Source organism: Streptomyces sp. NPDC091682, from assembly GCF_044756625.1.
Classification (GTDB): Bacteria; Actinomycetota; Actinomycetes; order Streptomycetales; family Streptomycetaceae; genus Streptomyces.
The window spans coordinates 343,557-369,311 of sequence record NZ_JBIVTH010000002.1; the positions used below are offsets into that span (position 1 = coordinate 343,557).

Below are 25,755 nucleotides of genomic sequence, written 5' to 3' on the forward strand. Positions count from 1 at the left end.
GGCGACGGAGCCCGCTCGGCTTCGACTCCCCCGGTGTCACCCGTCGAGCGCGAGGTCCGCGACCGGCGCGGAGAACCCCTGCACTGCCGCGGCCAGCGGGAACTCCGTCCAGACGGTCTTGCCGTCCCGGGTGTAGCGGGTGCCCCACCGTTCGGTGAGCTGGGCCACCAGGAAGAGCCCGCGCCCGCCCTCGTCGGTGGTGCGCGCCCGCCGTAGGTGGGGAGCGGTGCTGCTGCCGTCGGAGACCTCGCAGATCAGGCTGCGGTCGCGGATGAGCCGGAAGGTGACCGGCCCGCCACCGCCGTACCGGTAGGCGTTGGTGACCAGTTCGCTGACGACCAGTTCGGCGGTGAAGGCCAGCTCCGCCAGGCCCCACCCGGTCAGTGTGGTCTCCGTCAGGTGCCGCGCACGGGCGGCGACGGTCGGCTCTGCCGGGAGTTCCCAGGAGGCGACCTGCTCCGGCGCCAAGACGCGGGTGCGGGCGAGGAGCAGCGCGACGTCGTCCGGTGGATGCTCCGGTAGCAGGGCGCCCTGGACCGCCGCGCAGGTCTGCTCGAGCGAGCGGCCGGGCCGGGACAGGGCCTCTCGCAGCCGCGAGAGCCCCTCGTCGAGGTCGAGGCCGCGGGCCTCGACCAGGCCGTCCGTGTACAGCGCCAGGAGACTTCCCTCGGCGAGTTCCAGTTCGGCGGACTCGAAGGGGAGTCCGCCCAGACCCAGCGGCGGCCCTTCGGGAAGGTCGGGGAGGCTGACCGTGCCGTCGGAGGTCACCACGGCGGGGGGCAAGTGGCCCGCACGGGCCAGGGTGCAGCGCCGGGAGGTGGGGTCGTAGACCGCGTAGAGGCACGTCGCGCCGACGATCTGCTGGCCCTGCGGGCGTCCGTCGGCGGGTTCCTGCTCGTCCGCCAGACGGTTGACCAGGTCGTCCAGGTGGGAGAGGACCTCGTCCGGAGCGTAGTCGAGGCTGGCCAGGGTGTGTACGGCCGTGCGCAGGCGGCCCATGGTGGCCGCGGCGTGCAGGCCGTGGCCGACGACGTCGCCGACGACGAGGGCGACGCGTGCTCCGGAGAGGGGGATGACATCGAACCAGTCGCCGCCGACGCCGGTGGCGGGGTCGGCCGGGAGGTAGAGGTGCGCGACCTCGACCGCGCTGTATTCGGGCAGTTCCTGCGGCAGCAGGCTGCGCTGCAAGGTCAACGCGGCCTGATGCTGCTGGGTGTAGCGGCGGGCGTTGTCTATGCACAGGGCGGCCCGCGCGGCGAATTCCTCGGCGAGCGTGACGTCGTCCTCCTCGAACGGTTCGGGCCGCCCGGCCCGCCACAGGCTGAGCAGGCCGAGGAGCAGGCCGCGGGCCGTCAGCGGTACGACGATCAGTGAGTGGGCGTGCAGGCCGAGGGCGCGCCGGGTGCGCTCCGGATCCTGGAAGTACCAGCTGGGGTTGGTCTGGAGCACCGGTTCGAGGATGGGCTGCTGTTCGGCGAGGCACCTGGCCTGAGGGGTGCGCGGGTCGAAGTGGAAGACCTCGCCGGCGGCGTGCATCACCTGCAGCGCCTCCGCAATGACCGAGTGGACGGCCATCCTCAGGACCGGACCGCTCGCTTCTTCGGCGTTGTCTTCGCCTCGGGCCACCGACTCCAGCAGGTCCACCGAGACGGCGTCCGCGAGGTCGGGGACGGCGACGTCGGCCAGCTCCCGGGTGGTCCGGCCGAGATCCAGCGTGGTCCCGATGCGGGCGCTCGCCCGGTTGAGCAGGGCGAGCCGCCGCCGGGCCCGGTAGCGGTCGGTGACGTCCTCCACCAGTTGGGTGACTCCGAGGATCCCGCCCGCGGGATCCTCCATCCGAAACGCCGAGACCGAGACCACCCACTCGTGGTCGGGGTCGCTCCTGGCGCGACAGCGCTGCTCGGTGAAGATCAGGGGGGCGCCCGTCTCCAGCACCCGGCGCAGCCGGGTCTCGATGGTCTTCACGTCCGGACCGATCAGGAAGTCGCCGATGCGTCGGCTCCGGATCTCCGCCGCGGGGAGTTGCGTGAACCGGGCCAGCGCCCGGTTGATCCGCAGGATGCTCAGATCGGGGGCGTGGACGGACAGGCCGATCGGGGAGCGCCGGAACAGACCGTCCAGGACCGACCGGTCCGTCTCCCACCGGAGCACCTCCTCGGCCGGGGCGACGACGAGGAACCACTCGCGGGCCGATCCGGCGCGGATGACGGCGCGGGCGCGGAAGCCCAGCTCCACCCGTCGCCCGCTGCGGTGCAGGACGGGCAGGACACCGGACCAGCCCCCGTCGCGGTCGCACGCGGCCACGGCGTCCCGGATCGCCTCAAGATCACGCGAATCGCACAAGAACTCGACGGCCGTGCGGCCCAGCACCTCGTCGGGCGGGTAGCCGAGGAGCTCCTGTGCGCGCTCGCTCCAGCCCACGACCCTGCCGTGGTCGTCCAGTACCGCCGAGGCCGAGCTGTGCAGCGCGAACGGGTCCTCGGGCACCTCGCCCGGTCCCGGCGCCGGTGCGTCCATCGCTGCCACCCTTCGACCTGCCGAAAGGACCGCACGGCGGGCATTGCCGCAGCGACTGCCCAGAGTGATCGCAGACCAGGGGTTGAGCAGTCGGCCCACCTTCAGTATCGCCGCGCCGCTGCACGTCGGCAGCAGGTCGCCCCCGGGGCACCCCCGGGGTCGCCGGGCCCCGCCCGCCCGGACCCGGGCCGAGGCGCGGGTGCGGCCCACCGGCACGGGGGATCCTCACGACATGAATGCCGCCCTCACGAGCCTCGTCGCCGTCTTCGCAACACTGGCCGGGTCCACCCTCACCTTCGTGTTCCAACGGCACATCGCCCGGCAGGCGGAACGGTTCGCCCGAGACCAACAGGTGCGGCACGAACGGATCGGCGCCTACAGCACCTTCGCGGCGGCCCTCACCGACTTCCGCCGGAGCCAGAACGACCGCTGGCACTGGGAGCAGGCCGACCCGGACGGCCCTCAGTCCATCAGTGCTCGTGAAGCGTCCTACCAGCGGCGGGCGGACTCCACGGCAGCACTCTGCCGAGTTCGCCTCATGTGCGGCGATTCCGCCTTGATCCAGTTGGCCCAAGAGGCCCTCGATGCCACGACGGAGATCCATGCGGCACAGGACGAACAGGACCGCGCGGGGCGGGGCGAGACGGCGCGCCTCGCGCTGGAGAGGTTCCTGACCAGCGCCTCACCGCAGGCCCACTGACCACGCGGTGCAGCGGGCACGCACCATCGGTCCGAGCCCGGGGGCAGCCTTGGGCTGCCCCCGAACGGCCCGGGACTTCCGCAGGGCCGGCTCGCCGTCAGCCCTGGGGGCCGGCGGGCTTGGCGTCCTTGGACAGCGGTACCTCGCCGGTGTTGTCGACGTGGCGGGCGGCGACCCACACGGCCTGGTCGCGCAGCAAGTACCAGATGCTGTTGCCGTCGATGGTCTGCGCGTTCACCTTGCTGTGCAGACCGACCTGGGCGCCGTGGCTCAGGTTGCCGACGAGGGAGGAGTCGGTACTCGGATACCTCCGCAGATTGACGCCGCTACTACTGACGACCGTGCCAAACGGCTGGGCGGGACTGGGCATCATGACCTCCAAGGGAACGCCTGAGCGGCGGGACGTGGTCCGCTGTGCGCGGACGGGTTGCTTGCACGGTAGGGCTCCCGCCCGTCGGGGAGCCGGAGGCGTGCGGGGCATCCCCACGACCGGCGGCCGAGCATCATTCCGATGGTTCCGCCGCGCGGCCCGCCGCCGGATCGTCGATCGCCGCTTCAACGATCCAGCAGAACAATGATGACAGTTCAATTACCCCCTGTAACGGACCGGCCGGCTGCCGGGTACTGCTCCGTAGCCCATGAGCACCACGTACCCGGCGCGCACCATGGGTAGATGACCGGCAATCCGAATGGCGAACCCGTTGAGCGCGCCGCCCTTCCGGTTGCCCCGTCCATTACGGTGAGTGACGATCGAGGAGGGGGCGCGGGAGTCGGGGGGCGAGAGGGGTCACGGCGATGTCGGACCTTGAGAGCACCGCTTGCACGTTGCCGACGGTCCTGAGGTGCGCGTCACACAGTTGGGGCGCGAGCAATCGACCGAAGTGGCAGCGTCCGAAGGCGAGGTGATCCGACAGGAGCTCAACTCGCCCGACCCTCAGGGGCGGTTCCGTGCACGGTTCCCTGCGCGGTTCCCTCTGGGGCTCCAACGGACGGGCGCGCGGACCGGCGCGCAGACGGCAGTCGATGACGCCCGCCCGAGGGTGGGCACCGCATAGGACCGGATCACCGGAGGCACCGAGATGACCACACTCTTCTTCGACATCGGGGCGACATTGGCGGACGGCCGTCTCGAGGCGGACGGATCCTGGCTGTTGCGTCCTCGCCCCCGCGTCCCACAGGTTCTCGATGCGTTCGCAGGGGAACCCAAGGGCATCATCTCCAACCCGGGCACCGAACAGGATGCGGTCGCGCAGATCACGCGGGCCCTCCACGAGGCCTTCCCCGGCCGGTTCCCGGACGAGCACCTCATTCACTTCGGACCCAAGGACAGCCGCGCGATCTTCGACGACGCGGTCGCGAGCGCGGGCGGCGCGGCCGACGACTGTGTCTTCGTGGGTGAGGACCACGACGAGCGCGCGTTCGCCCGCACGGCCGGCATGAGGGTGGCGCCCCACCCCGTGTTCACCCGGGCCGCCATCGAGGACCGCCCGGTCTTCTGGACGAGGATCGACGTGCCGGAGGGTCGGACCCTGGGCGTACTGGAGTCGGTGGCGAACGGCACGGAGGCCGTTCCCGTGCACGTCGCCTCCCCTCGGCTCGTACTCGCCATGGCGACCGCGCTCGGAGTCGAGACGCTCCAACAGGCGGGATTCACGAACGATGTACGGGGACAGGTGGAGGACACGGCGGCGTTCCTGGTCAGGGACGACCGCTCGGTGACGGTTCCCGAGGCCTTCGCGGGCGCCCCGGACCAGTCCCGGACGGCGGCCGAAGGAGCGATGCGCGCGGCGGCCGCGTTCTGCTTCGCCTCCGGCGAGCTGACCGGGTACCCGCGGCAGATCTTGTCACTCGGGCCGGCGCCCGGCGGTGTCTACGTCGCTTCGCCAGCCGGTGTCCCGATCGAGGAGGTCCACGCGCAGGGAGCCAAGCCCGGACACACCGAGCGCCTGCTGCCGGACCCGGCGCTCCTCTCACGCCCCGGTGAAACGCAGGCCGAGGAGTTCGCCTCGGTCCTGCCCACCGGGTTCGAGGAGACGGGCGACGGCCTTCCCTCCCCCGAGACGCTCGCGGCCGTACGCGCGACCGTGACGCCCGAGGCGCTCCGTATCCACGTGGCACGCATCTCCGGCGTCGAACCGCTGGTCCCGGGCGAGCCGCTGAAGATCCTCAGCCGTGACGCGTCGCACGCCGACAACGGGCTCGTCGTGGACGCGCTGGTCCGGCACTTCCAGGATCTGGGGCTGGTGGTCCGGCGGCATGCGTTCAGATGGCGGGGACGCCAACTGTTCAACGTCGAGGCCGAGCACCGCGTCGAGGGGGCGGACTCCGCCGTTCTCATCACGGGACATCTGGATTCGACGGCGCAGAGCGGAAACTTCGTCGATGCCGACGGCGATCCCCGCCCCTACGACCCCTCGGTGGACCCGGCGCCCGGTGCGGACGACGACGGGAGCGGCACCGCAGCGGTCATGGCCGCGGCGGAGTGTCTGCACGCGCTGGTCGCAGGGGGCAGAGCGCCGACGCGTCACGTTCGCTTCGTCCTCTTCAACGCCGAGGAGCAGGGGCTCGTCGGCAGCAAGCGCTACGCGCGCGCCGCCGCGACGGCGGACGACCGCATCGCGGGCGTCTTCCAGATGGACATGATCGCCGGCCGGCAGGACGGCAGCCCGCCCGCGGTGGAGATCCATGCCGGCTCCTCCGTACCCGGGCCGGTCGTGTCGGCCTCCGACGCGCTCGGTGACCTGGTCGCGCGGACCATCCCCGTCATCGCCTCCGACTTCGAGGTCCAGCAGCTCACCGGGGCCGGGGACCCCGCACTGGGGCGGAGCGACCACGCGAGTTTCCACGAGCGGGGGTGGGCGGCCATCGCCGTTTCCGAGAACCTCTTCGGCCCGGACGGCGGACCGGCGACCGGCACGCGGCAGTACCACACGCCCGGCGACACCCTCCTCGACGAGGACCACGACACGCAGTACGCGGCCACGATCGCGTGCTCCGTCACCGCGACCGCCCTCACCTTCGCGGGCCTGTAACCGCACCCGCCGGAAGAAGAGCCGCTGCCGCGCACCGCTGAACTGCGCGGCAGCGGCAGCGGGTATCGCGTTTCGTGGTTATGCGGCGGCCGGAAGGTCCGTCTGCGTACGCCGGAACTTGATCCACCGCCAGCATCAGGGCCTTGTTGCGCGGATTCTTCGCCATGCCACACCTGTTCCCGTAGTGCACGAGAGTCTACAGCCCCACGTCTGTCGGCCTGTTGATGCCCCAGGGCACGGCGGTGAGTGACGGCGACTGCATCCTTTGGCCTACTGTCATTTCGGCCCTGTGGAGGACGATCTGGCGGCGCCGCCGCGAGAGGATTGGTCCGTGCGAACGACCATCGGATACACCATCGAAAGCATCGGCTACGTCATAGGAGCCCAGGGACTCATCAGCTTCGCTTCACAAACCTTCTTCGGCACGGAGTGGGGCTGGATGCACAAGGTCGTCGACCTTCCGTCCACCGCGTACCTCGGCGTCGTCGCCGTGGGGCTGGCGCTCATCGTCGGCGGGATGAAGACGCGCAAGGCGCCCGAGGCCCGGACCGCCACGGGTTCCGGCCGGAACTCACGTGCGGCATGATCGAACGATGCTCACAGCTACCGGCGGCTCTCTGTTCTCGGGTGGTCCGTGGCTACTCGTCTCCGTCAACGCATTGGCGTGAGGATACGGACCCGGTCGGGTTCGACACAACGGAAATGATCGAGACACCCTTCTGGAACCAGCCGCAACGTCGAATCCGGCCCCTCGGTGAACGGGCAGTGAACGGGCCGTCCCACACGTGGAACAGGAGCCCGGGGACACGCCGGCTCGGTGGCGGCGAACAGCCCGGCGAACGGCCCGCCGGCCACCGGGCGGCGGTCTGCGCGCAGGGGCGTCCACGTACGCCCCGGCCCGCCCGCGGTGCGTCCGGTTCAGGCTTCCTGGCCGGTCGAGGCCAGGACGATCTCGCGGACGGAGACGTTGCGGGGCCGGCCGTAGGCGTACGCGATGGCTGCGGCCACCTCGTCCGGGTCCAGCGCACCGCCCGCCGACTCCTTCCACGCCTGGTAGTCGCTCTTGATCCGCTCGTCGCTGGTGTGCGACAGCAGTTCCGTCTCCACGGCCCCCGGAGCCACCGTCACCACCCTGACCCCGGTGGCAGCCACCTCCTCGCGGAGGTTCTCCGACATCGCATGGACGGCGAACTTGGTGCCCACGTAGGCCACGTGGTTCGGGAACGTCTTGCGGCCGGCCACCGAGCTGATGTTCACGATGGTGCCCGCGCCCCTGGCCACCATCCCGGGCAGGACCGCGCGGGTCGCGTACAGCAGGCCCTTCACATTGATGTCGAGCATCCGCTCCCACTCGTCCACCGGCTGGTCGGTGATCCGGCCCAGCAGCATCGCGCCCGCGTTGTTGACCAGCAGGTCCACCGGCCCGTACCGCTCCTCGGCTTCCCGCACGGCGGTCTCCACGGCCGCCCGGTCGGTGACGTCGACCTTCCGGCACAGGGCGTCGGGCAGTCCCAGCGCCTCCAGCTGCTCCAGCCGGCGGGCCAGCAGGAGCAGCGAATGGCCCTGGGAGGAGAGCAGCCGGGCGGTGGCCGCACCGATACCGGAACTGGCACCGGTGATCACGATCAGGGGCTCGGGCATACCAGTCGGGACCTTCCCCTCGGGGCGCACGGACGACGGGAGCCCCCGCGGCACCCGGCGTCGGCTCCCGTACCAGGAGACCACCGCCGGCCGCACCACGCCCGCCGCCACCGGGCGTGGTGCCGCGGGACCCGCCCGGGTACCCCCGTGCGGCGCAACGCGACGGACGGCGGGTGAGACGACCCCCGACCGCCCGTCACGCAGCATGCCGGACGACCTGATCAGGAATCGGAGCGGAACGCCCCGTGGACGCGCAGGTCGCCGTTGACCGCCACGTTCCCGTCGTTCGTGTGCATGATCCAGGCGCCTGCGTTGCGGACCGACAGGTGCGCGCCGGCGTTCACCTTCCCCTGCAGGCGCGACTCGCCTTGGACGCGCAGCATGCCGAGGGTGGTGAGGTCACCGGTGACGGTGACCGTGCGGTCGGCCTTCACCTCGCCCTCGGCGTCCAGGCGGCCGTGGACGATCAGCCGCGGCGGGCCGTCCTGGGTCTCCAGCACGTTGTCGACGGTCAGCCCGCCCTGGAGGGTGAGGCGTTCCTTGACCTGGGCCCGGTCGGTGACCACGTCGTTCAGGTCCGCCTTGGCGGCCGCGACGGTCCCCCACTGGCGGCTCCCGGCGCCCTGGAACACGTTCATCCCGGAGGCCGGGAACTCGATCCATCCGTCGGCGGCCGTGCGACCCTGCACCCACTTGGTGTTGATGCCGTTCAGGTCCGCCAGGTCGGCGGCGACGGTTCCCCAGTCCTGTTTTCCGTCCTTGCGGACGTTCACCCCCGACTGCGGGAACTCGACCCATCCCTTGCCCGAGTCCCGGTCCCCCACCCACTGGGTGTTGATCCCGTTCACGCTGATCTTGTCGGCCGTGACGGTTCCCAAGTCGCTTCCACCGCCGCGGCCGACCCTGATTCCGTCGGACGGGAACCGGATCCACCCGGCGTCGCTCTCGCGCCCCCGGACCCACGCCGCGGTCACGGTCTCGGCGTCGGCCCGGGCTGCGGAGAGGGTGCCGAGGTCGTTCGCGGCGTCGCGGATCTGGGCGCCCTGCGCGGTGAAGACGATCCGGGCCTCGTCCGTCGTGCCCTCGACCCACGGGCTGTGGATTCCGCGCGTCGCGGTGACGCCCTCGAACTCGGGGCTGCGCAGGTGGACGGTGGTGGTGAGGAAGTATCCGGGCTGCTGCCCGCCCGGGGAGGTGGCGATCAGGGTGTACGTGGCGTCCCGCTTCGGCTCCTGGCCGGCCGCCGGCGACCACTGCCAGCCGCTTGTGCCCTGCGTCGGCACGACCGGCTCCGGGGGGCCGTCCGGACCCTGGATCCGGTAGGTGAGGGTGTCGGGCCCGTCCCACTGCAGGACGACGTCCTGGCCGCCGGTCACCAAGGACTGCTTCGGACGGAAGTTGCGCGGAACCTTGGGCAGTTGCTTCAGCAGGCTCAGGGTCACGGGGCTCTTCTTCACGAAGGCGCCGTTCGCCGCCCGCTCCGTCACGCGCAGCAGCACCAGTCCCGCTGTGCTGGAGACGGGGAAGCCGTCCAGGACCAGGGCCATGGAGCCGGCCTCCTGGAACAGCGTGTTCGGCCGGGCGGTGACGGTGAGGACACCCGTGTTGTCGTCCCAGACGACGATCGGCTCCTCCCCCTGCTTCGTCGCGGTGTTCCGCTCGACCCGCGCAGTGATCGTCTTCGGACGGGCCGTCAGATCACCGCCCGCCTGACCGCAGGGCACCCGTATCTCGATGGAATACCAGATCACCTCGTCCATGGTCGGGTTGGAGACGAGGACGTAGACCGATCCCTGACTTTCCTCGCCCGCGACCGGCACCTGGAGCGGAGCGGGATCGGTGAGTACTTCGTAGTGCAGAGAAGCCATCGCTGAGGACCCCCTGTGTGCGCTGTCCGACGCTCGCCCTCGACGGGCGCAGCCCCTCCAGCACAGCACTCACCGCATGATCCGGAACTCCGATCCACCCCAACCGGCGCGAAACAGACGTGTACTGGCCGAATCGGGAATCTCCCACTTTTCGATGGCGTGGCCCACGGCCGCAGCAGCGTTCACCGGGAGCCGGCCGGCCCGCGATGAGCGCGTCCCGAACGCCCGCCGCGCTTCACTCCTTCCTGAGCGTGGCCGCATGGTCGGGAACGGCGTTCTGCAGCTCTTTGGACGGGCGCTGGTAGCCGGTCGAAGGCGGACGGGACGGCAGGGTCAGCGAAGGCAGCGCCACGTCCGCGTAAGGGAGCGAGGACAACAGGTGCGCGATCATGTTGAGTCTCGCACTGCGCTTGTCGTCGCTCTCGACCACGTACCACGGGGAGTCCACCGTGTCCGTGTGGACGAGCATCTCGTCCTTGGCCCGGGAGTACGCCTCCCAGCGCGTGAGGGACTCCAGGTCCATCGGGGAGAGCTTCCACCGTCGCAGCGGGTCCTCGGTGCGGCGGCGGAAGCGTTCCTCCTGCACCGCGTCGCTGACGGAGAACCAGTACTTGCGGAGCAGGATCCCGTCTTCCACGAGCATGTGCTCGAAGACCGGGCACTGGCGCAGGAAGAGCCGGTGTTGCGCAGGCGTGCAGAAGCCCATGACGTACTCGACCCCGGCGCGGTTGTACCAGCTGCGGTCGAACAGGACGATCTCGCCGGCGGCGGGCAGGTGCTCCACGTAGCGCTGGAAGTACCACTGGGTGCGCTCCCGCTCCGTCGGCTTCGGTAGCGCCGCGATGCGCGCCACGCGGGGGTTGAGGTGTTCCGCGACGCGTTTGATCGTGCCTCCCTTGCCCGCTGCGTCGCGGCCCTCGAAGACGACGACGAGACGGGCGCCTTCCGCACGCACCCACTCCTGGAGTTTGATCAGCTCCGTCTGGAGCCGCAGCAGCTCCTCCTCGTACACCGCCTTCTTCAGATCCATGGCGTCCCCTCCCCGTCGTCGTCCGGCGCTGCGATCAAGTGAGTCACGGCGGCCGTCCCTGCGCAACAACACCCATCGACCCCGGGCGTGTCGATACGCTGACCGTGGATCGGGCAACCGAGCGAACCGCCGGAGGGAATGCGCGTGGGTGTGGGGAATCCGTTGACCCGGGTACCGCGGATGCGACTGGACGAGCTGCTGGACGAGCTCCAGGTCCGCATCGACGCGGTGCGCGGCACCCGGGACCGGGTACACAGCCTCCTGGAGGCCGTCGTGTCGGTGGGGCGGGAGCTGGACCTCGCCCAGGTGCTCCGGCGGATCGTGGAGGCGGCCGCGCTGCTCGTCGACGCCGAGTACGGCGCGCTGGGCGTGATCGGCCCCGACGGCCGCACGCTCGCCCAGTTCCTGACCGTGGGACTCACGGACCGGGAGATCGCCGGCATCGGCCCCCTGCCGGCCGGCCACGGCCTGCTCGGGGAGGTCATCCACCACCCGGAGCCCCTGCGTCTCACCGATCTCGGCAGGCACTCCTCGTCCTACGGCTTCCCGGCCCATCACCCGCCCATGCGCACGTTCCTGGGCGTGCCGATCCGGGTCCGCGACGAGGTGTTCGGCAACCTCTACCTGACCGACAAGCGGGGCGGTCTCGACTTCGACACCGAGGACGAGACCGTGATCTCCACCCTCTCGGTGGCGGCGGGCGTGGCGATCGACAACGCACGGCTCTACGAGGGCTCGCAGCGCCAGCAGCGCTGGCTGAAGGCCAATGCGGAGATCACCGAGAGCCTGTTGTCCGGCAGTTCGCGCCCGGCGGTACTGGAGCTCATCGCCCGTCGCGCACAGGAGATCACCGCGGCGCGCCTCGCGGACATCGCCATGCCCGTGGCCGGCATCGACGGCCTGGTCGTGGAGTTCGCGGCCGGTACGGACGCGAGCGCGCGCCGAGGCCTCGTCGTACCCGTCGCCGGCACGCTGTCGGGGGCGGCGCACCGGGCCGGCAAGCCCGTCACGGCCGTGCTGCCCTCGGCCGATGAACGCTACCCGGCCGAGGCCCAGGTGCAGGACGGATCGGGGCCCGCCGTGGCCGTCCCGTTGGGCACCGCCGGTGGCGAGGGCCGGGGCGTCCTGCTGCTTGCGCGCGCGGCGGGAGAACCGGCGTTCGGCGAGGGCGAGCTGGAGCCCCTCGTGGCCTTCGCGGGTCAGGCGGCACTCGCCCTGGAACTGGCGGAGCGGCGCCGGGACGCCGAGCAGATAGCACTGCTGGAGGAGCGCGACCGCATCGCCCGCGACCTGCACGACCTGGCCATCCAGCGGCTCTTCGCCACGGGCATGACCTTGCAGAGCGCTGCCCGGCTCGTCGAGCACGAAGGGGCCGCCGAACGGGTCGGCCGGGCCGTCGACGACCTGGACGAAACGATCAAGATCATCCGGTCGACGATCTTCGGACTCCGCACCAAGGACCGCGAGAGCGAACCCGGTCTGCGGGCGCGCGCCGCCCGTGCCGTCGGCGACGCGGCCACCACCCTCCGTCACCCGCCGCGCCTGAGCATGGAGGGCCTGCTCGACACCGACGTACCGCCTCAGATAGCCGACCACGTCATGGCTGTGCTGGGTGAACTCCTCAGCAACGCCGCCCGCCACGCACAGGCGACCCGGGTCGGAGTGACCCTCAAGGCGGGCCAGGGCGAGGTCGTGCTGACCGTCTCGGACAACGGGAAGGGCCTGCCGGCCCAGGGACGCAGAAGCGGTTTGCGCAACCTCGACGAGCGGGCGCAGAGTCTGGGCGGATCCTTCACCCACGAGACTCCCGATGAGGGGGGTACCAGGCTCATCTGGCGGGCGCCCCTCCCCACCGGGAACTGAGGACCGGGGCACCTGCCGGGGGTCAGCCCCGGGCCGCCGGCACCAGCCGCGTCGGGTCCGCCTCCAGCCGGAACCCGGTGACGAGGTCGGGGCGGATCCGCAGGGCGCTGGTCATCGGGCGTGCCACCCAGGGGCGTAGCAAGTGCGCGTACCGGTCCACCTCGTCGGTGTCGACCACGGCCCTCGCATAGCCGGTGATGACGACGCTCCAGCCCAGGTGGGTGACGGGATCGATGTCGTCCGCTTCATAAGCCACCACCACGCCGGGGGCGTCGGCGGGTGCCGCCAGGGAGCCGAGCGCCCCGCCGTCGTGGATCCGGACGATGAGGTCCTCGCCTTCGACGAGGTGGTTGACCGGCCGGACAGCGGGCAGCGCGTGCTGCGTGAAGACGATGCGTCCCAGTGACACCGTCGAGAGCAGCCGCAGGGCCTCGGCCCTGTCCAGCTCCCGCATGTGCCGGGCGGCGGTCACGTCACCCGTCCGACCGCCGGGCCGCCGTAAGGCTTCCTGGTCCATGCTGTGTACCTCACAAGACGACGAACTGCAGGTCGCGGTCGGCGGCGAGCACCCGCATGGACTTCACCACCAGGGGCGGCACGTCGCACAGGAGGAGGCGCGTTCCCTCCGCGCAGCAGCTGCGGTTCATGCGGATGAGGAGGTCGATGCCCGCGCTGTCGCAGAAGGAGAGGCCGCACAGGTCCAGGACGATGTTCCGGTGGCCGGATCCGGCGAGCTCGCGCAGGCGCGGCGCCACCTGCCCGACCGTGTAGAAGTCGAGCTCTCCGGCCAGGGCGATTCTCACACCGCGGTCGTCCCGGCCCACGGTCTTCAGGTCGATCAAGGCGGTCGTCATGGCTTCCTCCGCGCTGCGTGCGGCTCGGTCGAGTCGCGCCGTTCCCCGTGCGCCCTCAGTTCATCCGGTGCCGCGGGCACCGGGGAAGGCCCGGCAGGCCCTCCCGACAGGGCCGAAGGTCCCTTCTTCGGAGCCGCGACCGCGCCTGCCGCTCGCAACACCCGGCCGATGCGGGCCTATCGGCCCTGTCCGTTCGGCCGTCGGGGAGGCAGGATGCCGGTGTTCGTGCGTCAAGGACGGACCCAGGCGAAGGAGTTGCGTCATGACCGGCAGCGGTGTCCCCTCTGTCCCCTCCCCCGCGGCGGAGCCCATCAGCGTCTTCCTGCTCGACGACCACGAGGTCGTACGCCGGGGAGTGCACGACCTGTTGGACGCCGAACCCGACCTGACCGTGGTCGGTGAGGCGGGCACGGCGGAACAGGCGCTGGTCCGCATCCCCGCGCTGCGCCCCCGGGTCGCGATCCTGGACGTACGGCTCCAAGACGGCGACGGGGTGAGCGTGTGCCGGGAGTTGCGCTCGCGGATGCCCGAGCTGGCCTGTCTGATGCTCACGTCGTTCGACGACGAAGAGGCGCTGCTGGACGCCGTGATGGCGGGGGCCTCCGGATACGTGCTCAAGCAGATCACCGGCACCGACCTGGTGACCGCCGTCCGGACGGTGGCCGCGGGCCAGTCGATGCTCGACCCCGGGGCCACCACGCGGCTGATGGCCCGCATGCGCGGCGACGTGCCCCGGGAGGAGCAGGCCCCGGGGCTTCCCGGCTTCACGGACCGGGAGAAGGAGATCCTCCTCATGGTCAGCGAGGGCCTCACCAACCGGGAGATCGGCCAACGGCTGTACCTGGCGGAGAAGACCGTCAAGAACATCATCTCGCGGCTCTTCATCAAGCTCGGCGTGGAGAGGCGCGTCCAGGCCGCGGTGATCGCCAGCCACGCGCTGACCCCACCCGGCCGGCACCCGACCCCGGCCGCCGAGTAGGAGCCGTCCGGGGAAGGGACCGGGCGCGGTCGTACGAGCGCGTGCGCGCCTTCGCCCTCGGCCCTCCTTCGCCCACGGCCCTCCTTCACCGTCGGCCCGCCGTCGCCCTCGGCCCGCCGTCCCTCCGGCGGTCAGTGGTGCGGGACGACGGCGACGGGGCAGGCCGAGTGGTGGAGCACCGCATGGGCCACCGAACCGATCCGCGCGCCCACCCCCGACTCGCGGACCCGGCGACCGACGACGACCAGCTGGGCGTCCGACGCTTCGGACAACAGCACCTGGCCGGCACTGCCCCGTTCCACGTGCGCGACGACCTCCACCTCGGGGAACTTCAGCCGCCACGGCTCCAGCGCTTGGTCCAACGCGTCCTCCTCGAACGGCTCCAGCCCGCCGAACTGCTCCGCGATCCACATCGAGCCGGGGCTGTAGCCGTAGACCGGGGGCGGGCTCCAGGCCCGGACCGCACGGAGCGGGACCTTGCGCGCTGCGGCCGCCTCGAAGGCGAAACCCAGTACCTCGGCGGACTCCTGCACGCCACCTTGCTGCCCGACGACGACCTCGCCCTCGTCGCCCCCGAACACCGGCTGGCCGTCGCGGGCCCGGACGGAAACGACGGGGCGTTCGGCGGAGGCGATCACCTGCTGCCCGTAGGAGCCCAAGAGGAAGCCTGCCAGCGCGCCGTGCCCGCGGGTGCCGAGCACCAGCATCTCCGCGTCCTTGGCCTTGGCTGCGCGCAGCAGGGCTGGTACCGGAACGTCCGGCACCACTTCCGCGGAGAGCGAGAGCCGGGGGTGCCGGCGCGTGAGCCCGGCCTCGGTCTCCTCCAGGATCTCCCGGGCCCGGCGCGCCTCGGTGCCGCGGTTCTGGACGACCGGGACGGCGAGCGGCTGCCACAGCCAGGCGTGGACCACGTGCACGTGCATGTCGCGGCGCACGGCTTCCCGCGCGGCCCAGTCGGCAGCGGCCAGGCTCTCGGCGGAACCGTCCACTCCGACGACGAGGGTGCGCTTCACAGGTCTGTCCTCCGTACTGATGCGCGAGGCATCGGGGTCGCCGTCCGGAACGGGCGGCGCCGGCCGAGGAGGACCGGGCGCCACCGGGATCGACTCTCCTCGGGCGGAACCTGTGCGGATAGGGGCCGACCGTCCCTCCCCGAGGGACGGTCATCCCCTGCCGGCCGAACCCGGGTAGCGCGCGGCCCGTGCGGGCGGCCCGGCTCAGACGCCGGAGGGGACCTCGGCCTTCTCGTCGGAGCCCGTGTCCGCCGCCTCGGCCGCCGCTAGCCTGCGGTTGCGCCGGATCGAGGAGATGAAGGACCAGCCGATCAGGACGACGCCGACGAGGCCCGTGATGACCTCGTGGATCTCGTACCGGATGGTGACCAGCAGGATCACGGCGAGGGCGCCGATGGCGTAGTGCGCGCCGTGCTCCAGGTAGACGTAGTCGTCGAGGGTGCCCTGGCGGACCAGGTAGACCGTGAGCGAACGGACGTACATCGCACCGATGCCGAGGCCGAGCGACATCAGGACGATGTCGTTGGTGATGGCGAAGGCGGCGATGACGCCGTCGAAGGAGAAGGACGCGTCCAGCACTTCCAGGTAGAGGAACAGGAAGAACGCGGCCTTGCCGGCCATCACGACCGCCGGGACCTTCGTACCGCTCGCCCTGGCCGCTTCCTCGGCCTCGTGCTCGCGCTCCTCCTCTTCCTCGAGCTTGTTCTCGAAGTAGCCGGAGAGGCCGCCGACGACCAGGTAGGTGATCAAGCCCGCGATGCCGGCGATCAGGACGGTCTGCGTCTTGTCCGCGTGGACGCCGCCGTACTGGTGGGCATGGGTGGCGAAGGTCATCGCGGAGACGAGCAGCACGATGAGCGCGATGCAGGCGGACAGCATGTCGATCTTGCCGAGCTTGGCGAGCGGGCGCTCCAGCCAGGCGAGCCACTTGAAGTCACGGTCCTCGAAGATGAAATCAAGGAAGATCATCAGGAGGAACATGCCGCCGAAGGCGGCGATCGAGGGGTGTGCGTCGGTCACCAACTGCTGGTACGTGTCCTTGTCGTCCAGCGCGAGCCGTACCGCTTCGATCGGACCGATCTCGGCACTGACGGCGACGATCACGACGGGGAAGACCAGACGCATGCCAAAGACCGCGATCAGGACACCGACGGTGAGGAAGATCTTCTGCCAAAAGGCATTCATCTTCTTCAGGATCCCGGCGTTGACGACGGCGTTGTCGAAGGACACCGAGATTTCGAGGATGGACAGGATCGCCACGACCCCGAAGCCGGCCCACCCCCCGTATAACACCGCCGCGATCAGGCCGAGCACGGTGACCGCGAACGACCAGCCGAACGTTTTCAGAAGCACTGACAACCCCATCGTTTCGTGCGGGGATCCCCCCGCGCCGCACCTGGCTTTACGAACCATTGACCATGAAGTCTAGGGCGACACCCCGCAGCGCCGGCACATACCGGCCGGCGGCCGGCAGCGGCGAACGCCGGGACGAAACGCTCCCCGTGCACGCGCCATCGGCCACCGGCCCGGACGCCCTGAAGGCCGTGGAGTACTGCTTCACGGCCGGTAGACGAGCTCGATCGCCATCGCGGCCATGACGCCCCAGACCCCGATCCCGAGCAGCCACATGGCGTCGAGGACGGCGCCGGCGGCGATGACGGTCGATCCGGCCGCCCCGAGGGCGAGTGCGGTCCGGCGGATTTCGCGGTCCGGGCGCGAGCGAGCGGTCACAAGAGCGAGGATCCCGCCGGACCCTCGCGACGGCGAGGGTCCAGCGGGATTCCTGTCGGCGTTTTGACGCGGGTGGGTCAGCCGGCGTGCACGTGGGGACGACGGTTGCGGTCGGGTTCGGCCTCGCGGATGACCTCTCGGGTGACGGGGGCGACCTCCCCCTGGCCGAAGAGGAAGAAGCGGAAGAAGTTGGCCATCGGGTTGCCCTCGGTCCACTCGAAGTAGATGTGGGGCCGCTGACCGGTCTCGTCCCGGACGTGCAGGAGGAGCGCGGCCAGCGCGTTGGGGATGCTGGAGCTCTCCAGGGTCAGGACGCGGTAACGGCCGTGCAGGACCTCGCCGCGCACCCGCATGCCGGATTCGAACTCGGACGCGTCCAACACGGTGACCTCGACGAACATGACGTCGTCCTCGGACGGGATGTCGTTGTCCGCGCGGATCTGCGCCTTCTTCTGCCGGTATTCCTCCAGGTCACGGTTGTCGGGCTCGTTGGCGATGAAACGGATCGTGCGGTTCGCGGTGTCCCGGATGAACCGCTGGGCCATGTCGTCGAATTCGATGTGGGTGACGCGCAGCTCGAAGACGCGGGCGAGGCGGGAGAGGAGGGAGAGGGCCATGATGCCGGCGATGAAGCAGGCGCCGATCTTCACGCCGTCGGGGCGCTCGACGATGTTGACGGCGGTCGTGTAGATGAAGACGGCGGAGATGATGCCGAAGCCGATGGTCCAGCCGCGTTCCCCGGCCCGGCGGGCGGCAATGGTCACGGCGACGGCGGCCGAGGTGATCAGGACGAGGACACCGGTGGCGTAGGCGCCGCCCTGGGCGTCGACGTCGGCGTCGAAGATCCAGGTGACGAGGAACGCGACGAGCGTGAAGACGATCACCATCGGGCGCAGGGCGCGGGCCCAGTGGGGGGCCATTCCGTACCGGGGCAGGTAGCGCGGCATCAGGTTCAGCAGGCCCGCCATCGCGGAGGAGCCGGCGAACCAGAGGATCAGGATCGTGGAGATGTCGTAGACCGTACCGAAGGCGGAGCCCAGGTACTCGTGCGCCAGGTAGGCGAGCGCGCGCCCGTTGGCCTCGCCGCCCGGCTCGAACTGGGCGGGCGGGATCAGCAGGGTCGTGATCAGGCTGGAGCAGATCAGGAAGACGCTCATGATCACGGCGGCCGTGGTCAGCAGCTTCTTCGCGCCACGGATCCGGCCCGCCGGCCTCTCGGGTACGTCGTCCGGGTCGCCCTTCACGTGCGGCATGACCGCCACGCCCGTCTCGAACCCCGACAGGCCCAGCGCGAGCTTCGGGAACACCACCAGCGCGATGGCGATCATCATGAAGACGTTGCCGTGCTCGGCGGTCAGCGCGGCCGTCCAGTCCGTGATGACCTGCGGTGCGGTGAACACGTGCCACAACCCGACCGCCACCACGACCACGTTCAGGCCGAGGTAGGTCACCACCAGGACCACCGCCACGCCGATGGCCTCGCTGAACCCCTTGAGGAACACGGCCCCGAGGAGCGCGATCAGGATCAGGGTGATCAGCACCTCGTTTCCGTGCAGGGTGCTGGTGAGGTGCGGGTTCTCGACCAGGTGCGCAGTCGCGTCGGCCGCGGAGAGGGTGATGGTGATGAGGAAGTCGGTCGCCGCGAACCCGAGCAGGGTCAGGACGAACAGCTTCCCCTTCCAGAACGACAGCAGCTTCTCCAGCATGGCGATGGAACCCTCGCCGTGCGGGCTCTCCTCGGCCACCCGCCGGTACACGGGCAGCGCGCCGAAGAGCGTGAGCAGCACGAGCACGATGGTCGCCAGCGGCGACAGCAGCCCGGCCGCGAGGAACGCGATGCCGGGCTGGTAGCCGAGGGTGGAGAAGTAGTCGAGACCCGTCAGGCACATCACCCGCCACCACGGCCGGCCGTGCGGCTGGGCCGCCGCCTCCTTGGCGGCGGGCGAACTCGTCTGGGCGGTCAAGCCTTCCAGCATCCACGCGCGCAGGCGCGAGGAGCGGGCCGGGGTGGCCATCGTGGGGTGCTCCTGTCGTACACAAAGAATCAGCCATCGACGTCGACGGCTGAGCAAGCGTATGCAAATTGATCCTTCATGCACGCGGGCGAGCAAACCCTGACGCGTCCTTAACGCGTAGAGAGCCACCTGTGGCGTAGCGCAGACGCCCCCGATCAGGGCGGATGTCGAGTCCGGGGCAGGCGGTCGGTCACCGCGGTCGCCACGGGAACGGGGCCGGGAGGCGCCGGACGGAGGAGCGGGGGCGGCCCTGACGGGCGCCGCCCCCGCAGGTGGACCTGCCGGTCGGCCTTCAGGGCGCAGACGTGGGGCGGGTCAGGCGTCGACCGCCTGGTAGAGGGTGGTCCAGAAGTCCTGCGCGGCCCGCGCCGAGTCCGGGGTGGACATCCCGGTCTGGGTCAGCAGGATGCCGACGAGCTGGTTGTCCGGGTCGGCGTAGGTCGTGGTGCCGGCTCCGCCATCCCAACCGAACTGGCCGATGGGCGCGTAGTCACCGCGGTAGGTGCGCACCGTCATCCCGAAGCCCCAGCCGCCGGTCTGTCCCTGACCGTGCGACAGGTGGACGACGCCGCGCGCCCATGCCTGTAGCGCAGCTGTCTGTTCGGGCGTGAGGCGGTTCGTGGTCATCAGCTCGACGGCGGGCCGGGACAGGATCCGCTCGGTGCCGTGCATCCCGCGGCGGAGCAGCATGCGGAAGTAGGCGTGGTAGTCGTCGACGGTCGAATCGAGTCCGCCGCCGCCCGACTGGAACGCCGGAGGCTGGCTGTGGTGTCCCCCCTCGGCCCGGTCCTCCACGATGAACTCTCCGGACTGCGGATCGGGGGCGTACAGGGGCGGCAGCCGATCGATCTTGTCGGCGGGCACGTGGAAACCGGTGTCCTTCATCCCCAGCGGATCGAAGATGCGTTCGCGCAGGAACGCCTCGAACGACTGGCCGGTGACCCTGGCCACCAGCACCCCGAGTACGTCGTCGCTGACGTTGTACAGCCAGCGCTCTCCGGGCTGGTACGTCAGCGGGAGCGTGCCCAGGCGGCGCATCCACTCGTCCGGCTCCACTGCGGGCAGCATCCATCCGTTCTCGCCGTAGAGCCGCCGCTCGAAGTACGCGCTCATCATCGGGGAGCCCAAGGCCGTCATGTCCAGCCCGAGCCCGCAGGTGGAGGTGAGCAGGTCCCGCACGGTGATCGGACGCCGCGCCGGCACGGTGTCCTCCAGCGCGCTGTCGGGCTGCTCGAGCACCCGCCGGTCAGCCAGTTCCGGCAGCCACTGGTCTATCGGTTCGTCAAGTCGCAGCCGGCACTCGTCCAGGAGGACCATCGTCGCGGCGACCGCGACCGGCTTGGTCGTCGAGGCCATCCGGAAGATGGTGTCCCGGCGCATCGGCGCGCCGCCATCGTGGCGCATCGTCCCGATCGCCTCGACATGGGTCTCGTCGCCCCGGCCGACCAGGGCGACGAGTCCGGGGATCTTCTTGGACTCCACGTGCGCCTCCAGTACCTCGCGCAGTCGGCGCAGCCCTGCTCCGGATAAGGCGTTGTTGCCGTTTCCCGTCATGAAATCTCCTTGTACGCAGTGGTCGGTCTCGACGGCGCCGCGGACGTGCGGCGCGGGGCGGCCGGCCGGGCGGGGCCCCGCGGCCGTGTGGTGCGGACGGGCGACGAAGGTGGTGATCGGCCCCCGGGGGCAACGCGCCGGGGCGCGATCAGACCGTCGCGTCTTCTCTTCCGGTCTCGTCACCGGCGACGCGCCCGATGTCTTCGGTCAGCCGCTTCCGCGCGCGGGCGGGAACGTAGCCGCCCTCGGTGTAGTTCTGGACGAACGCCTCGGCGAACTCCACCGGGTCCTCCCCGACGATCTCGCGGATCGGGGTTCCGTTCGCCTCGGCCTGCTCGAACAGGTCGGCGAGGTCCTCGAACATCGACACGCTGCTCTCGCCGTCGGTCGGCACGAAGTGCATCAGGTACCGCTCGATCGCCTCGATCGCCGTGCGGTGGTCCTCGGGAAGCTCCTTGACGCGCGACTTGTACGCCCTCCAGCGCTTCTTGGGCCCGATCACCTTGGAAATGAAGCCGGTCTTTTCGACACCGGACATGGTTACTCACCCTCCCCTGCGCGGAGCTGTTCCAGGCGGTCTGCGAGGAAGCTCCACGTACTCCAGAACTCTTCGAGGTATTCCCGGCCGTGAGCGTTGAGGGAGTGCACCTTGCGTGGCGGCCCCTTCTCCGAAGGGACCTTCTCCACGTCGACGAGACCGCGCTTCTCCATCCTGAGGAGCAGCGCGTAGATGGTCCCTTCGGCGATGTCGGCGAAGCCCTGCGCCCGCAGTCGTGCCGTGATCTCGTAGCCGTAGGCGGGCCGGCCGGACAGTGACGCGAGGATGATGCCCTCCAGCGTGCCCTTGAGCATCTCCGTCAGCAGTTTGGCCATGGAACACCTCCCCTCGACACTAGTCGGCGTGACTAGGTACTGGTAGACAGTATCGCTGACTACCGGTACTCAGCAAGACGGAATAGCGGACGCGCGGGACGCTGCCGGCAGCCCTCGACTCCGGAGCGGCGACGCCAGCGGGGTCACGCCCGACCGTGCGGACGGAGTTCACGCTCGAGGGCGGACAGGGCGAACGCGTGCGCGGAGGTGTGCTGCCAGCGCGACCGTCCGAACATCACGTCTTCGGAGAGCCCGCTCAGCATGGCCACGGCCCGGATGGTGAACTCGGGGAGGTCCACGTCGGCGAACTGTCCCAGGTCCCGGCCCTCACGGACGATGGCTTCCAGGCGCTCGTCCCAGCCGTCGAGCAGCTCGGTCAGGACGCGGCGGCCCGCTTCGTCGTGACGCTGGGCCAGTACCTGCGTCCACAGCGCGTAGCGTTCGTCGCTCTGGTGGCGGGGCAGGTAGTGACCGACGAACAGGTCCAGCTTCTCGGCGGGCGATGCGGCCCGGTCGGCGGCCTGCTGGAACCGGGTCCAGAGGTCCGCCTGGCTCCATGCCAGGACTTCGAGCAGGAGCCGGTCCTTCTTGCCGAAGTGGTAGAGGATGTGCCCGGTGCTCATGCCGGCCCGCGCGGCGATGTCCGACATCCGCAGGCCCGCCGTGCCCTTCTCGGCGATGAGGCTGATGGCGGCCCGCATCGCCCGCCCGCGCGCCTCGTCCCCGCTGGGCTGACGCTTCCGGTCGACCGGGACCCGGCCCGCGGACCGGGAGGCAGCGCCGGGCTCGGCGGCCGCCGACCCGATCACGCCTTCCGTCGGGGGGAGGCGGTCGGGCAGCGCGGGCCCGGTCTCTGACGTCGGCATGAGCTCACTTTCGGTTCCGGAAATCCAGGTCCCAAGTCTAGGTTCCAAAAATCTAGACCTTTAGTCTAGACTGAAAATCTAGTCAGAGCGATGGGGTGTGTGACGGCCGGCTGTGCGCGGTCGCCCCGACGGCCAGCGGCCCGCCTGTCCTACTCACCACCCAGGAGACACCCACATGACGCGCGGATTCGATGTCGTGGAGACCTGTATCGCCGACCTGCGCACCGCGCTGGAGCGGGGCGAGACGACCGCGGTCGGCCTGCTCGACGCCTACCTCGCGCGGATCGACGCGTACGACCGGCCCGGTACGGCCACCGCTCTGAACGCCGTGGTCGTGATGAACCCGGACGCCCGCGCGGAAGCCGAGGCCTCCGACGCACGCCGCGCGCGCGGCGAGACGCTCGGCCCGCTGGACGGCATCCCGTACACCGCGAAGGACAGCTACCTCGCGAAGGGGCTGACGGCCGCGTCCGGCTCCCCCGCCTTCGAGCACCTCGTCGCCCAGCGCGACGCCTTCGCGATCGAACGGCTGCGCGCGGGCGGGGCCGTCCTCATCGGCCTGACCAACATGCCGCCGATGGCGAACGGCGGCATGCAGCGCGGCGTGTACGGCCGCGCGGAGAGCCCGTACAGCGCCGACTGGCTCACGAGCGCCTACGGATCCGGCTCCTCCAACGGCTCCGGCACGGCGACGGCTGCGTCGTTCGGCGCGTTCGGCCTCGGCGAGGAGACCTGGTCCTCCGGCCGGGCCCCCGCGTCGAACAACGCGCTGTGCGCCTACACGCCCAGCCGCGGCGTGATCTCGGTCCGGGGGAACTGGCCGCTCGTACCGACCATGGACGTCGTGGTCCCGCACACCCGCACCATGGCCGACCTGCTGGAACTGCTCGACGTGATCGTCGCCGACGACCTGCACACGCGCGGGGACCTGTGGCGCGCCCAGCCGTGGGTGGAACTGCCCCCGGCGTCGCAGGTGCGCCCCGTCTCCTACCCGGCGCTCGCACCCGCAGACGCAGGGGGCGCGCACGACGCGCTCGCCGGCAAGCGCGTCGGCGTACCCAGGATGTACATCAACGCCGACACCGGCGCCGGGACGAACCCCGACGGAGGCATCGGCGGCCAGACCGGGCAGCGCATCGACACGCGAGCCTCGGTGATCACCCTGTGGGAAGCCGCGCGCCGCGACCTGGAGGCCGCCGGCGCCGAGGTCGTCGAGGTCGACTTCCCCGTCGTGTCGCACTACGAGTCCGACCGCCCCGGTGCGCCCTCGCTGCTCACCCGCGGGCTGGTCAGCCGCGAGTACCTCACATTCGAGATCGAGGACCTGTCCGCCTGGGCCTGGGACGACTTCCTGCGCGCCAACGGCGACCCGAAGCTCTCCACCCTGGCCGAGGTCGACGGCACCCGCATCTGGCCCAAGCAGGAAGGCGAACTGCCCGACCGCTACGAAGGCTTCGACGACACGATCGGCGACTACCCGCGCTTCGTGCGCGAGCGCCCGTACGCGTCCCTCACCGACATGCCGCACCTGGAGCAAGGGCTGCGCGGACTCGAGGAGACGCGCCGGGTGGACCTGGAGCTGTGGATGGACGGGCTCGGCCTGGACGCGGTGGTGTTCCCCGCGGTCGCCGACGTCGCGCCCGCCGACATGGACGTCAGCGAGGCGTCCGCCGACCTGGGCTGGCGCAACGGCGTCTGGGTCGCGAACGGCAATCTGGTCCCCCGCCACCTCGGCATCCCGACCGTGACCGTGCCGATGGGCGCCATGGCGGACACCGGCATGCCCGTCGGGCTGACCTTCGCGGGCCGTGCCTACGACGACAACGCCCTGCTGACCCTCGCCGCGGCCTTCGAGAAGACCGGCAGCCGGCGCACGGTACCGCCGCGTACACCGCGCCTGTCGGCACGGTGACCTGACGGCGCCCCCGGGCCCGGGGAACCGCCCTCGGTCGAGCGGGTTGCGCTCCTGGGCACGGGCGGTGGCCGATGGTGTTGAGGTCGGGGCCGCCGACCCGGTGCCGGGCACGGGCGCGGGCCGCGGGTAGGGTCAGCTGATGTGACCGTCGCGCGTTCCGTTGCCCTGTTCGTCGTAGCCGCCCTGTTCGAGATCGGTGGCGCCTGGCTGATCTGGCAGGGCATCCGCGAGCACAAGGGCTGGATCTGGATCGGGGCCGGCGTCATCGCCCTGGGCCTGTACGGGGTGGTGGCCACCTTCCAGTCCGACGACGACTTCGGCCGGATCCTCGCCGCGTACGGCGGGATCTTCGTCGCCGGTTCGATCGCGTGGGGCATGGTCGCCGACGGCTACCGCCCCGACCGCTACGACGTCATCGGCGCCCTGGTCTGCCTCGCCGGCATGGCCGTGATCATGTACGCCCCCCGCTCGCACTGACCTTCCGGCTCCTGAGGACCGCTCGGCCCTCCGCCGGTACCGCCGCCGGGCGGGGTACGGGTCTGCTGCGCCGGCGAACCGGCGTCGGTAGCGGAGCTGGAGCAGGGCCAAGGGGCGCACGGTTGCACGACAGGTGGTGCGTCGAACCGTGCAGTCGTGGGACCCGGCCGCGCACACGAGGCCGGCGTGGCGCGCAGACCCGTGGTGGTGGTCCTGTGGTGGCTCTCGGTCCCGGCGGCCCGATGAGCGGCGGAGCCGCAGGGTTCAGCGGGCGGGTGTCTCCCGTACCGGGTGTTTGCTCAGGATCGAGACGCGGTTGAAGGCGTTGATGGTGATGGCCGCCCACACCACGGCGGAGATCTCGTCGTCGTCCAGCACCTCCCGCGCCTGCGCGTACGCCCCCTCCTGGGCGAGGGCGTCGGCAGGGTGGGTGACGGCCTCGGCCAGCGCGAGGGACGCGCGCTCGCGGGCGGTGAAGAGCTCGGTGTCCCGCCAGGCGGCGAGCACGCCGAGGCGACGGGTCGTCTCTCCGGCGCGCAGCGCGGCCCGGGTGTGGACGTCGAGGCAGAAGGCGCATCCGTTGAGCTGGGAAACGCGGAGGTTGACCAGCTCGACCAGGATCCGCTCCAGGCCGGCCTCGGCAGCCGTCGCACGGACGGCGTCGGCCGTCTTGACCAGCGCCTGGTACGCGGCGGGGCTCTGCTTGTCGAGGTAGATCCGGCCGTCGTTCCGGGCAACTGTCGCGGCCCGTACCGTCTCGCTCACCCTGTGCTCCTTCAGCTGCTTGTCGTGGATCATCATCGGTATTATGATCATCGAAGATTGTT

At 70.7% G+C, this 25,755-nt stretch carries 23 protein-coding genes; 7 read left to right on the top strand and 16 right to left on the bottom strand.

Features of this window, described 5'->3' with window-relative positions; all coding sequences use genetic code 11:
• Positions 1-36 precede the first annotated feature (36 nt).
• Positions 37-2,517 carry a SpoIIE family protein phosphatase gene (locus ACIQK6_RS05940; protein WP_402694401.1) on the bottom strand — a complete coding sequence of 827 codons (2,481 nt, stop codon included), beginning with the start codon at positions 2,515-2,517 and terminating at the stop codon, positions 37-39.
• A 232-nt stretch (positions 2,518-2,749) separates the two neighbouring features.
• On the opposite strand from ACIQK6_RS05940, the gene ACIQK6_RS05945 reads away from it, so the two are divergent.
• Positions 2,750-3,217, top strand: a complete 468-nt coding sequence (locus ACIQK6_RS05945) for a hypothetical protein (RefSeq protein ID WP_402694402.1) — start codon at positions 2,750-2,752, stop codon at positions 3,215-3,217.
• Positions 3,218-3,314: 97 nt separating this feature from the next.
• Here the strand turns inward: ACIQK6_RS05945 and ACIQK6_RS05950 are convergent, their stop codons facing one another.
• Entirely contained in the window at positions 3,315-3,590 is a 276-nt protein-coding gene (locus tag ACIQK6_RS05950) for an SH3 domain-containing protein (RefSeq protein ID WP_328787378.1), read from the bottom strand.
• 706 nt (positions 3,591-4,296) lie between these two features.
• Between ACIQK6_RS05950 and ACIQK6_RS05955 the strand changes: the two genes are divergently transcribed.
• Positions 4,297-6,249 (top strand): M20/M25/M40 family metallo-hydrolase, encoded by a 1,953-nt coding sequence (locus ACIQK6_RS05955; RefSeq protein WP_402694403.1) that lies wholly within the window; start codon positions 4,297-4,299, stop codon positions 6,247-6,249.
• A gap of 331 nt (positions 6,250-6,580) precedes the next feature.
• On the top strand, positions 6,581-6,835 hold the full coding sequence (locus ACIQK6_RS05960; protein WP_402694404.1) for a hypothetical protein: 255 nt from the start codon (positions 6,581-6,583) through the stop codon (positions 6,833-6,835).
• Positions 6,836-7,167: 332 nt separating this feature from the next.
• Here the strand turns inward: ACIQK6_RS05960 and ACIQK6_RS05965 are convergent, their stop codons facing one another.
• The 3 genes from ACIQK6_RS05965 to ppk2 all read right to left on the bottom strand — a co-directional run bounded on the left by ACIQK6_RS05965 (position 7,168) and on the right by ppk2 (position 10,788).
• A complete protein-coding gene (locus tag ACIQK6_RS05965) occupies positions 7,168-7,890 on the bottom strand; it encodes an SDR family oxidoreductase (protein WP_329096068.1) in 723 nt (240 codons plus the stop codon).
• A gap of 221 nt (positions 7,891-8,111) precedes the next feature.
• The gene (locus tag ACIQK6_RS05970; protein ID WP_402694405.1) at positions 8,112-9,758 is read right to left on the bottom strand and encodes a hypothetical protein; all 1,647 of its coding nucleotides are present in this window, start codon (positions 9,756-9,758) and stop codon (positions 8,112-8,114) included.
• A gap of 235 nt (positions 9,759-9,993) precedes the next feature.
• Entirely contained in the window at positions 9,994-10,788 is a 795-nt protein-coding gene (gene ppk2, locus ACIQK6_RS05975; RefSeq protein ID WP_329096072.1) for a polyphosphate kinase 2, read from the bottom strand.
• 180 nt (positions 10,789-10,968) lie between these two features.
• Here ppk2 and ACIQK6_RS05980 point away from each other — a divergent pair, with 180 nt between their 5' ends.
• Positions 10,969-12,651: a GAF domain-containing protein gene (locus ACIQK6_RS05980; protein WP_402694406.1), complete on the top strand. Its 1,683-nt coding sequence runs from the start codon at positions 10,969-10,971 to the stop codon at positions 12,649-12,651.
• Positions 12,652-12,673: 22 nt separating this feature from the next.
• Here ACIQK6_RS05980 and ACIQK6_RS05985 read toward each other — a convergent pair whose 3' ends face one another.
• Both ACIQK6_RS05985 and ACIQK6_RS05990 read right to left on the bottom strand, forming a co-directional pair.
• Positions 12,674-13,168, bottom strand: coding sequence for a pyridoxamine 5'-phosphate oxidase family protein (locus ACIQK6_RS05985; protein WP_329096076.1), 495 nt, complete (start codon positions 13,166-13,168; stop codon positions 12,674-12,676).
• 10 nt (positions 13,169-13,178) lie between these two features.
• A complete protein-coding gene (locus tag ACIQK6_RS05990; RefSeq protein WP_329096078.1) occupies positions 13,179-13,505 on the bottom strand; it encodes an STAS domain-containing protein in 327 nt (108 codons plus the stop codon).
• Between the two features lie 262 nt (positions 13,506-13,767).
• On the opposite strand from ACIQK6_RS05990, the gene ACIQK6_RS05995 reads away from it, so the two are divergent.
• Positions 13,768-14,484 carry a response regulator gene (locus ACIQK6_RS05995; protein WP_402694407.1) on the top strand — a complete coding sequence of 239 codons (717 nt, stop codon included), beginning with the start codon at positions 13,768-13,770 and terminating at the stop codon, positions 14,482-14,484.
• A gap of 131 nt (positions 14,485-14,615) precedes the next feature.
• Here ACIQK6_RS05995 and ACIQK6_RS06000 read toward each other — a convergent pair whose 3' ends face one another.
• The 8 genes from ACIQK6_RS06000 to ACIQK6_RS06035 form a co-directional block, all read right to left on the bottom strand.
• Complete coding sequence (locus ACIQK6_RS06000) at positions 14,616-15,497, bottom strand: universal stress protein (RefSeq protein ID WP_402694408.1); 882 nt, start codon at positions 15,495-15,497, stop codon at positions 14,616-14,618.
• 204 nt (positions 15,498-15,701) lie between these two features.
• Positions 15,702-16,850: a DUF475 domain-containing protein gene (locus ACIQK6_RS06005; protein WP_329096082.1), complete on the bottom strand. Its 1,149-nt coding sequence runs from the start codon at positions 16,848-16,850 to the stop codon at positions 15,702-15,704.
• Between the two features lie 204 nt (positions 16,851-17,054).
• Entirely contained in the window at positions 17,055-17,228 is a 174-nt protein-coding gene (locus ACIQK6_RS06010) for a hypothetical protein (protein WP_329096084.1), read from the bottom strand.
• A 77-nt stretch (positions 17,229-17,305) separates the two neighbouring features.
• On the bottom strand, positions 17,306-19,243 hold the full coding sequence (locus ACIQK6_RS06015; RefSeq protein WP_329096086.1) for an amino acid transporter: 1,938 nt from the start codon (positions 19,241-19,243) through the stop codon (positions 17,306-17,308).
• 315 nt (positions 19,244-19,558) lie between these two features.
• Positions 19,559-20,797 carry a serine hydrolase domain-containing protein gene (locus ACIQK6_RS06020; protein WP_329096088.1) on the bottom strand — a complete coding sequence of 413 codons (1,239 nt, stop codon included), beginning with the start codon at positions 20,795-20,797 and terminating at the stop codon, positions 19,559-19,561.
• Between the two features lie 148 nt (positions 20,798-20,945).
• The gene (locus ACIQK6_RS06025) at positions 20,946-21,335 is read right to left on the bottom strand and encodes a DUF1048 domain-containing protein (protein WP_329096090.1); all 390 of its coding nucleotides are present in this window, start codon (positions 21,333-21,335) and stop codon (positions 20,946-20,948) included.
• 2 nt (positions 21,336-21,337) lie between these two features.
• Positions 21,338-21,670 carry a PadR family transcriptional regulator gene (locus ACIQK6_RS06030; protein ID WP_329096092.1) on the bottom strand — a complete coding sequence of 111 codons (333 nt, stop codon included), beginning with the start codon at positions 21,668-21,670 and terminating at the stop codon, positions 21,338-21,340.
• Between the two features lie 143 nt (positions 21,671-21,813).
• Entirely contained in the window at positions 21,814-22,536 is a 723-nt protein-coding gene (locus ACIQK6_RS06035) for a TetR/AcrR family transcriptional regulator (protein ID WP_402694409.1), read from the bottom strand.
• Positions 22,537-22,711: 175 nt separating this feature from the next.
• Here ACIQK6_RS06035 and ACIQK6_RS06040 point away from each other — a divergent pair, with 175 nt between their 5' ends.
• Positions 22,712-24,448: an amidase gene (locus ACIQK6_RS06040; protein ID WP_329096095.1), complete on the top strand. Its 1,737-nt coding sequence runs from the start codon at positions 22,712-22,714 to the stop codon at positions 24,446-24,448.
• Positions 24,449-24,592: 144 nt separating this feature from the next.
• On the top strand, positions 24,593-24,928 hold the full coding sequence (locus ACIQK6_RS06045; RefSeq protein WP_329096097.1) for a YnfA family protein: 336 nt from the start codon (positions 24,593-24,595) through the stop codon (positions 24,926-24,928).
• 264 nt (positions 24,929-25,192) lie between these two features.
• On the opposite strand, the gene ACIQK6_RS06050 is transcribed toward ACIQK6_RS06045, so the two are convergent.
• Positions 25,193-25,744, bottom strand: coding sequence for a carboxymuconolactone decarboxylase family protein (locus ACIQK6_RS06050; protein ID WP_329096099.1), 552 nt, complete (start codon positions 25,742-25,744; stop codon positions 25,193-25,195).
• Between the last annotated feature and the right edge of the window lie 11 nt (positions 25,745-25,755).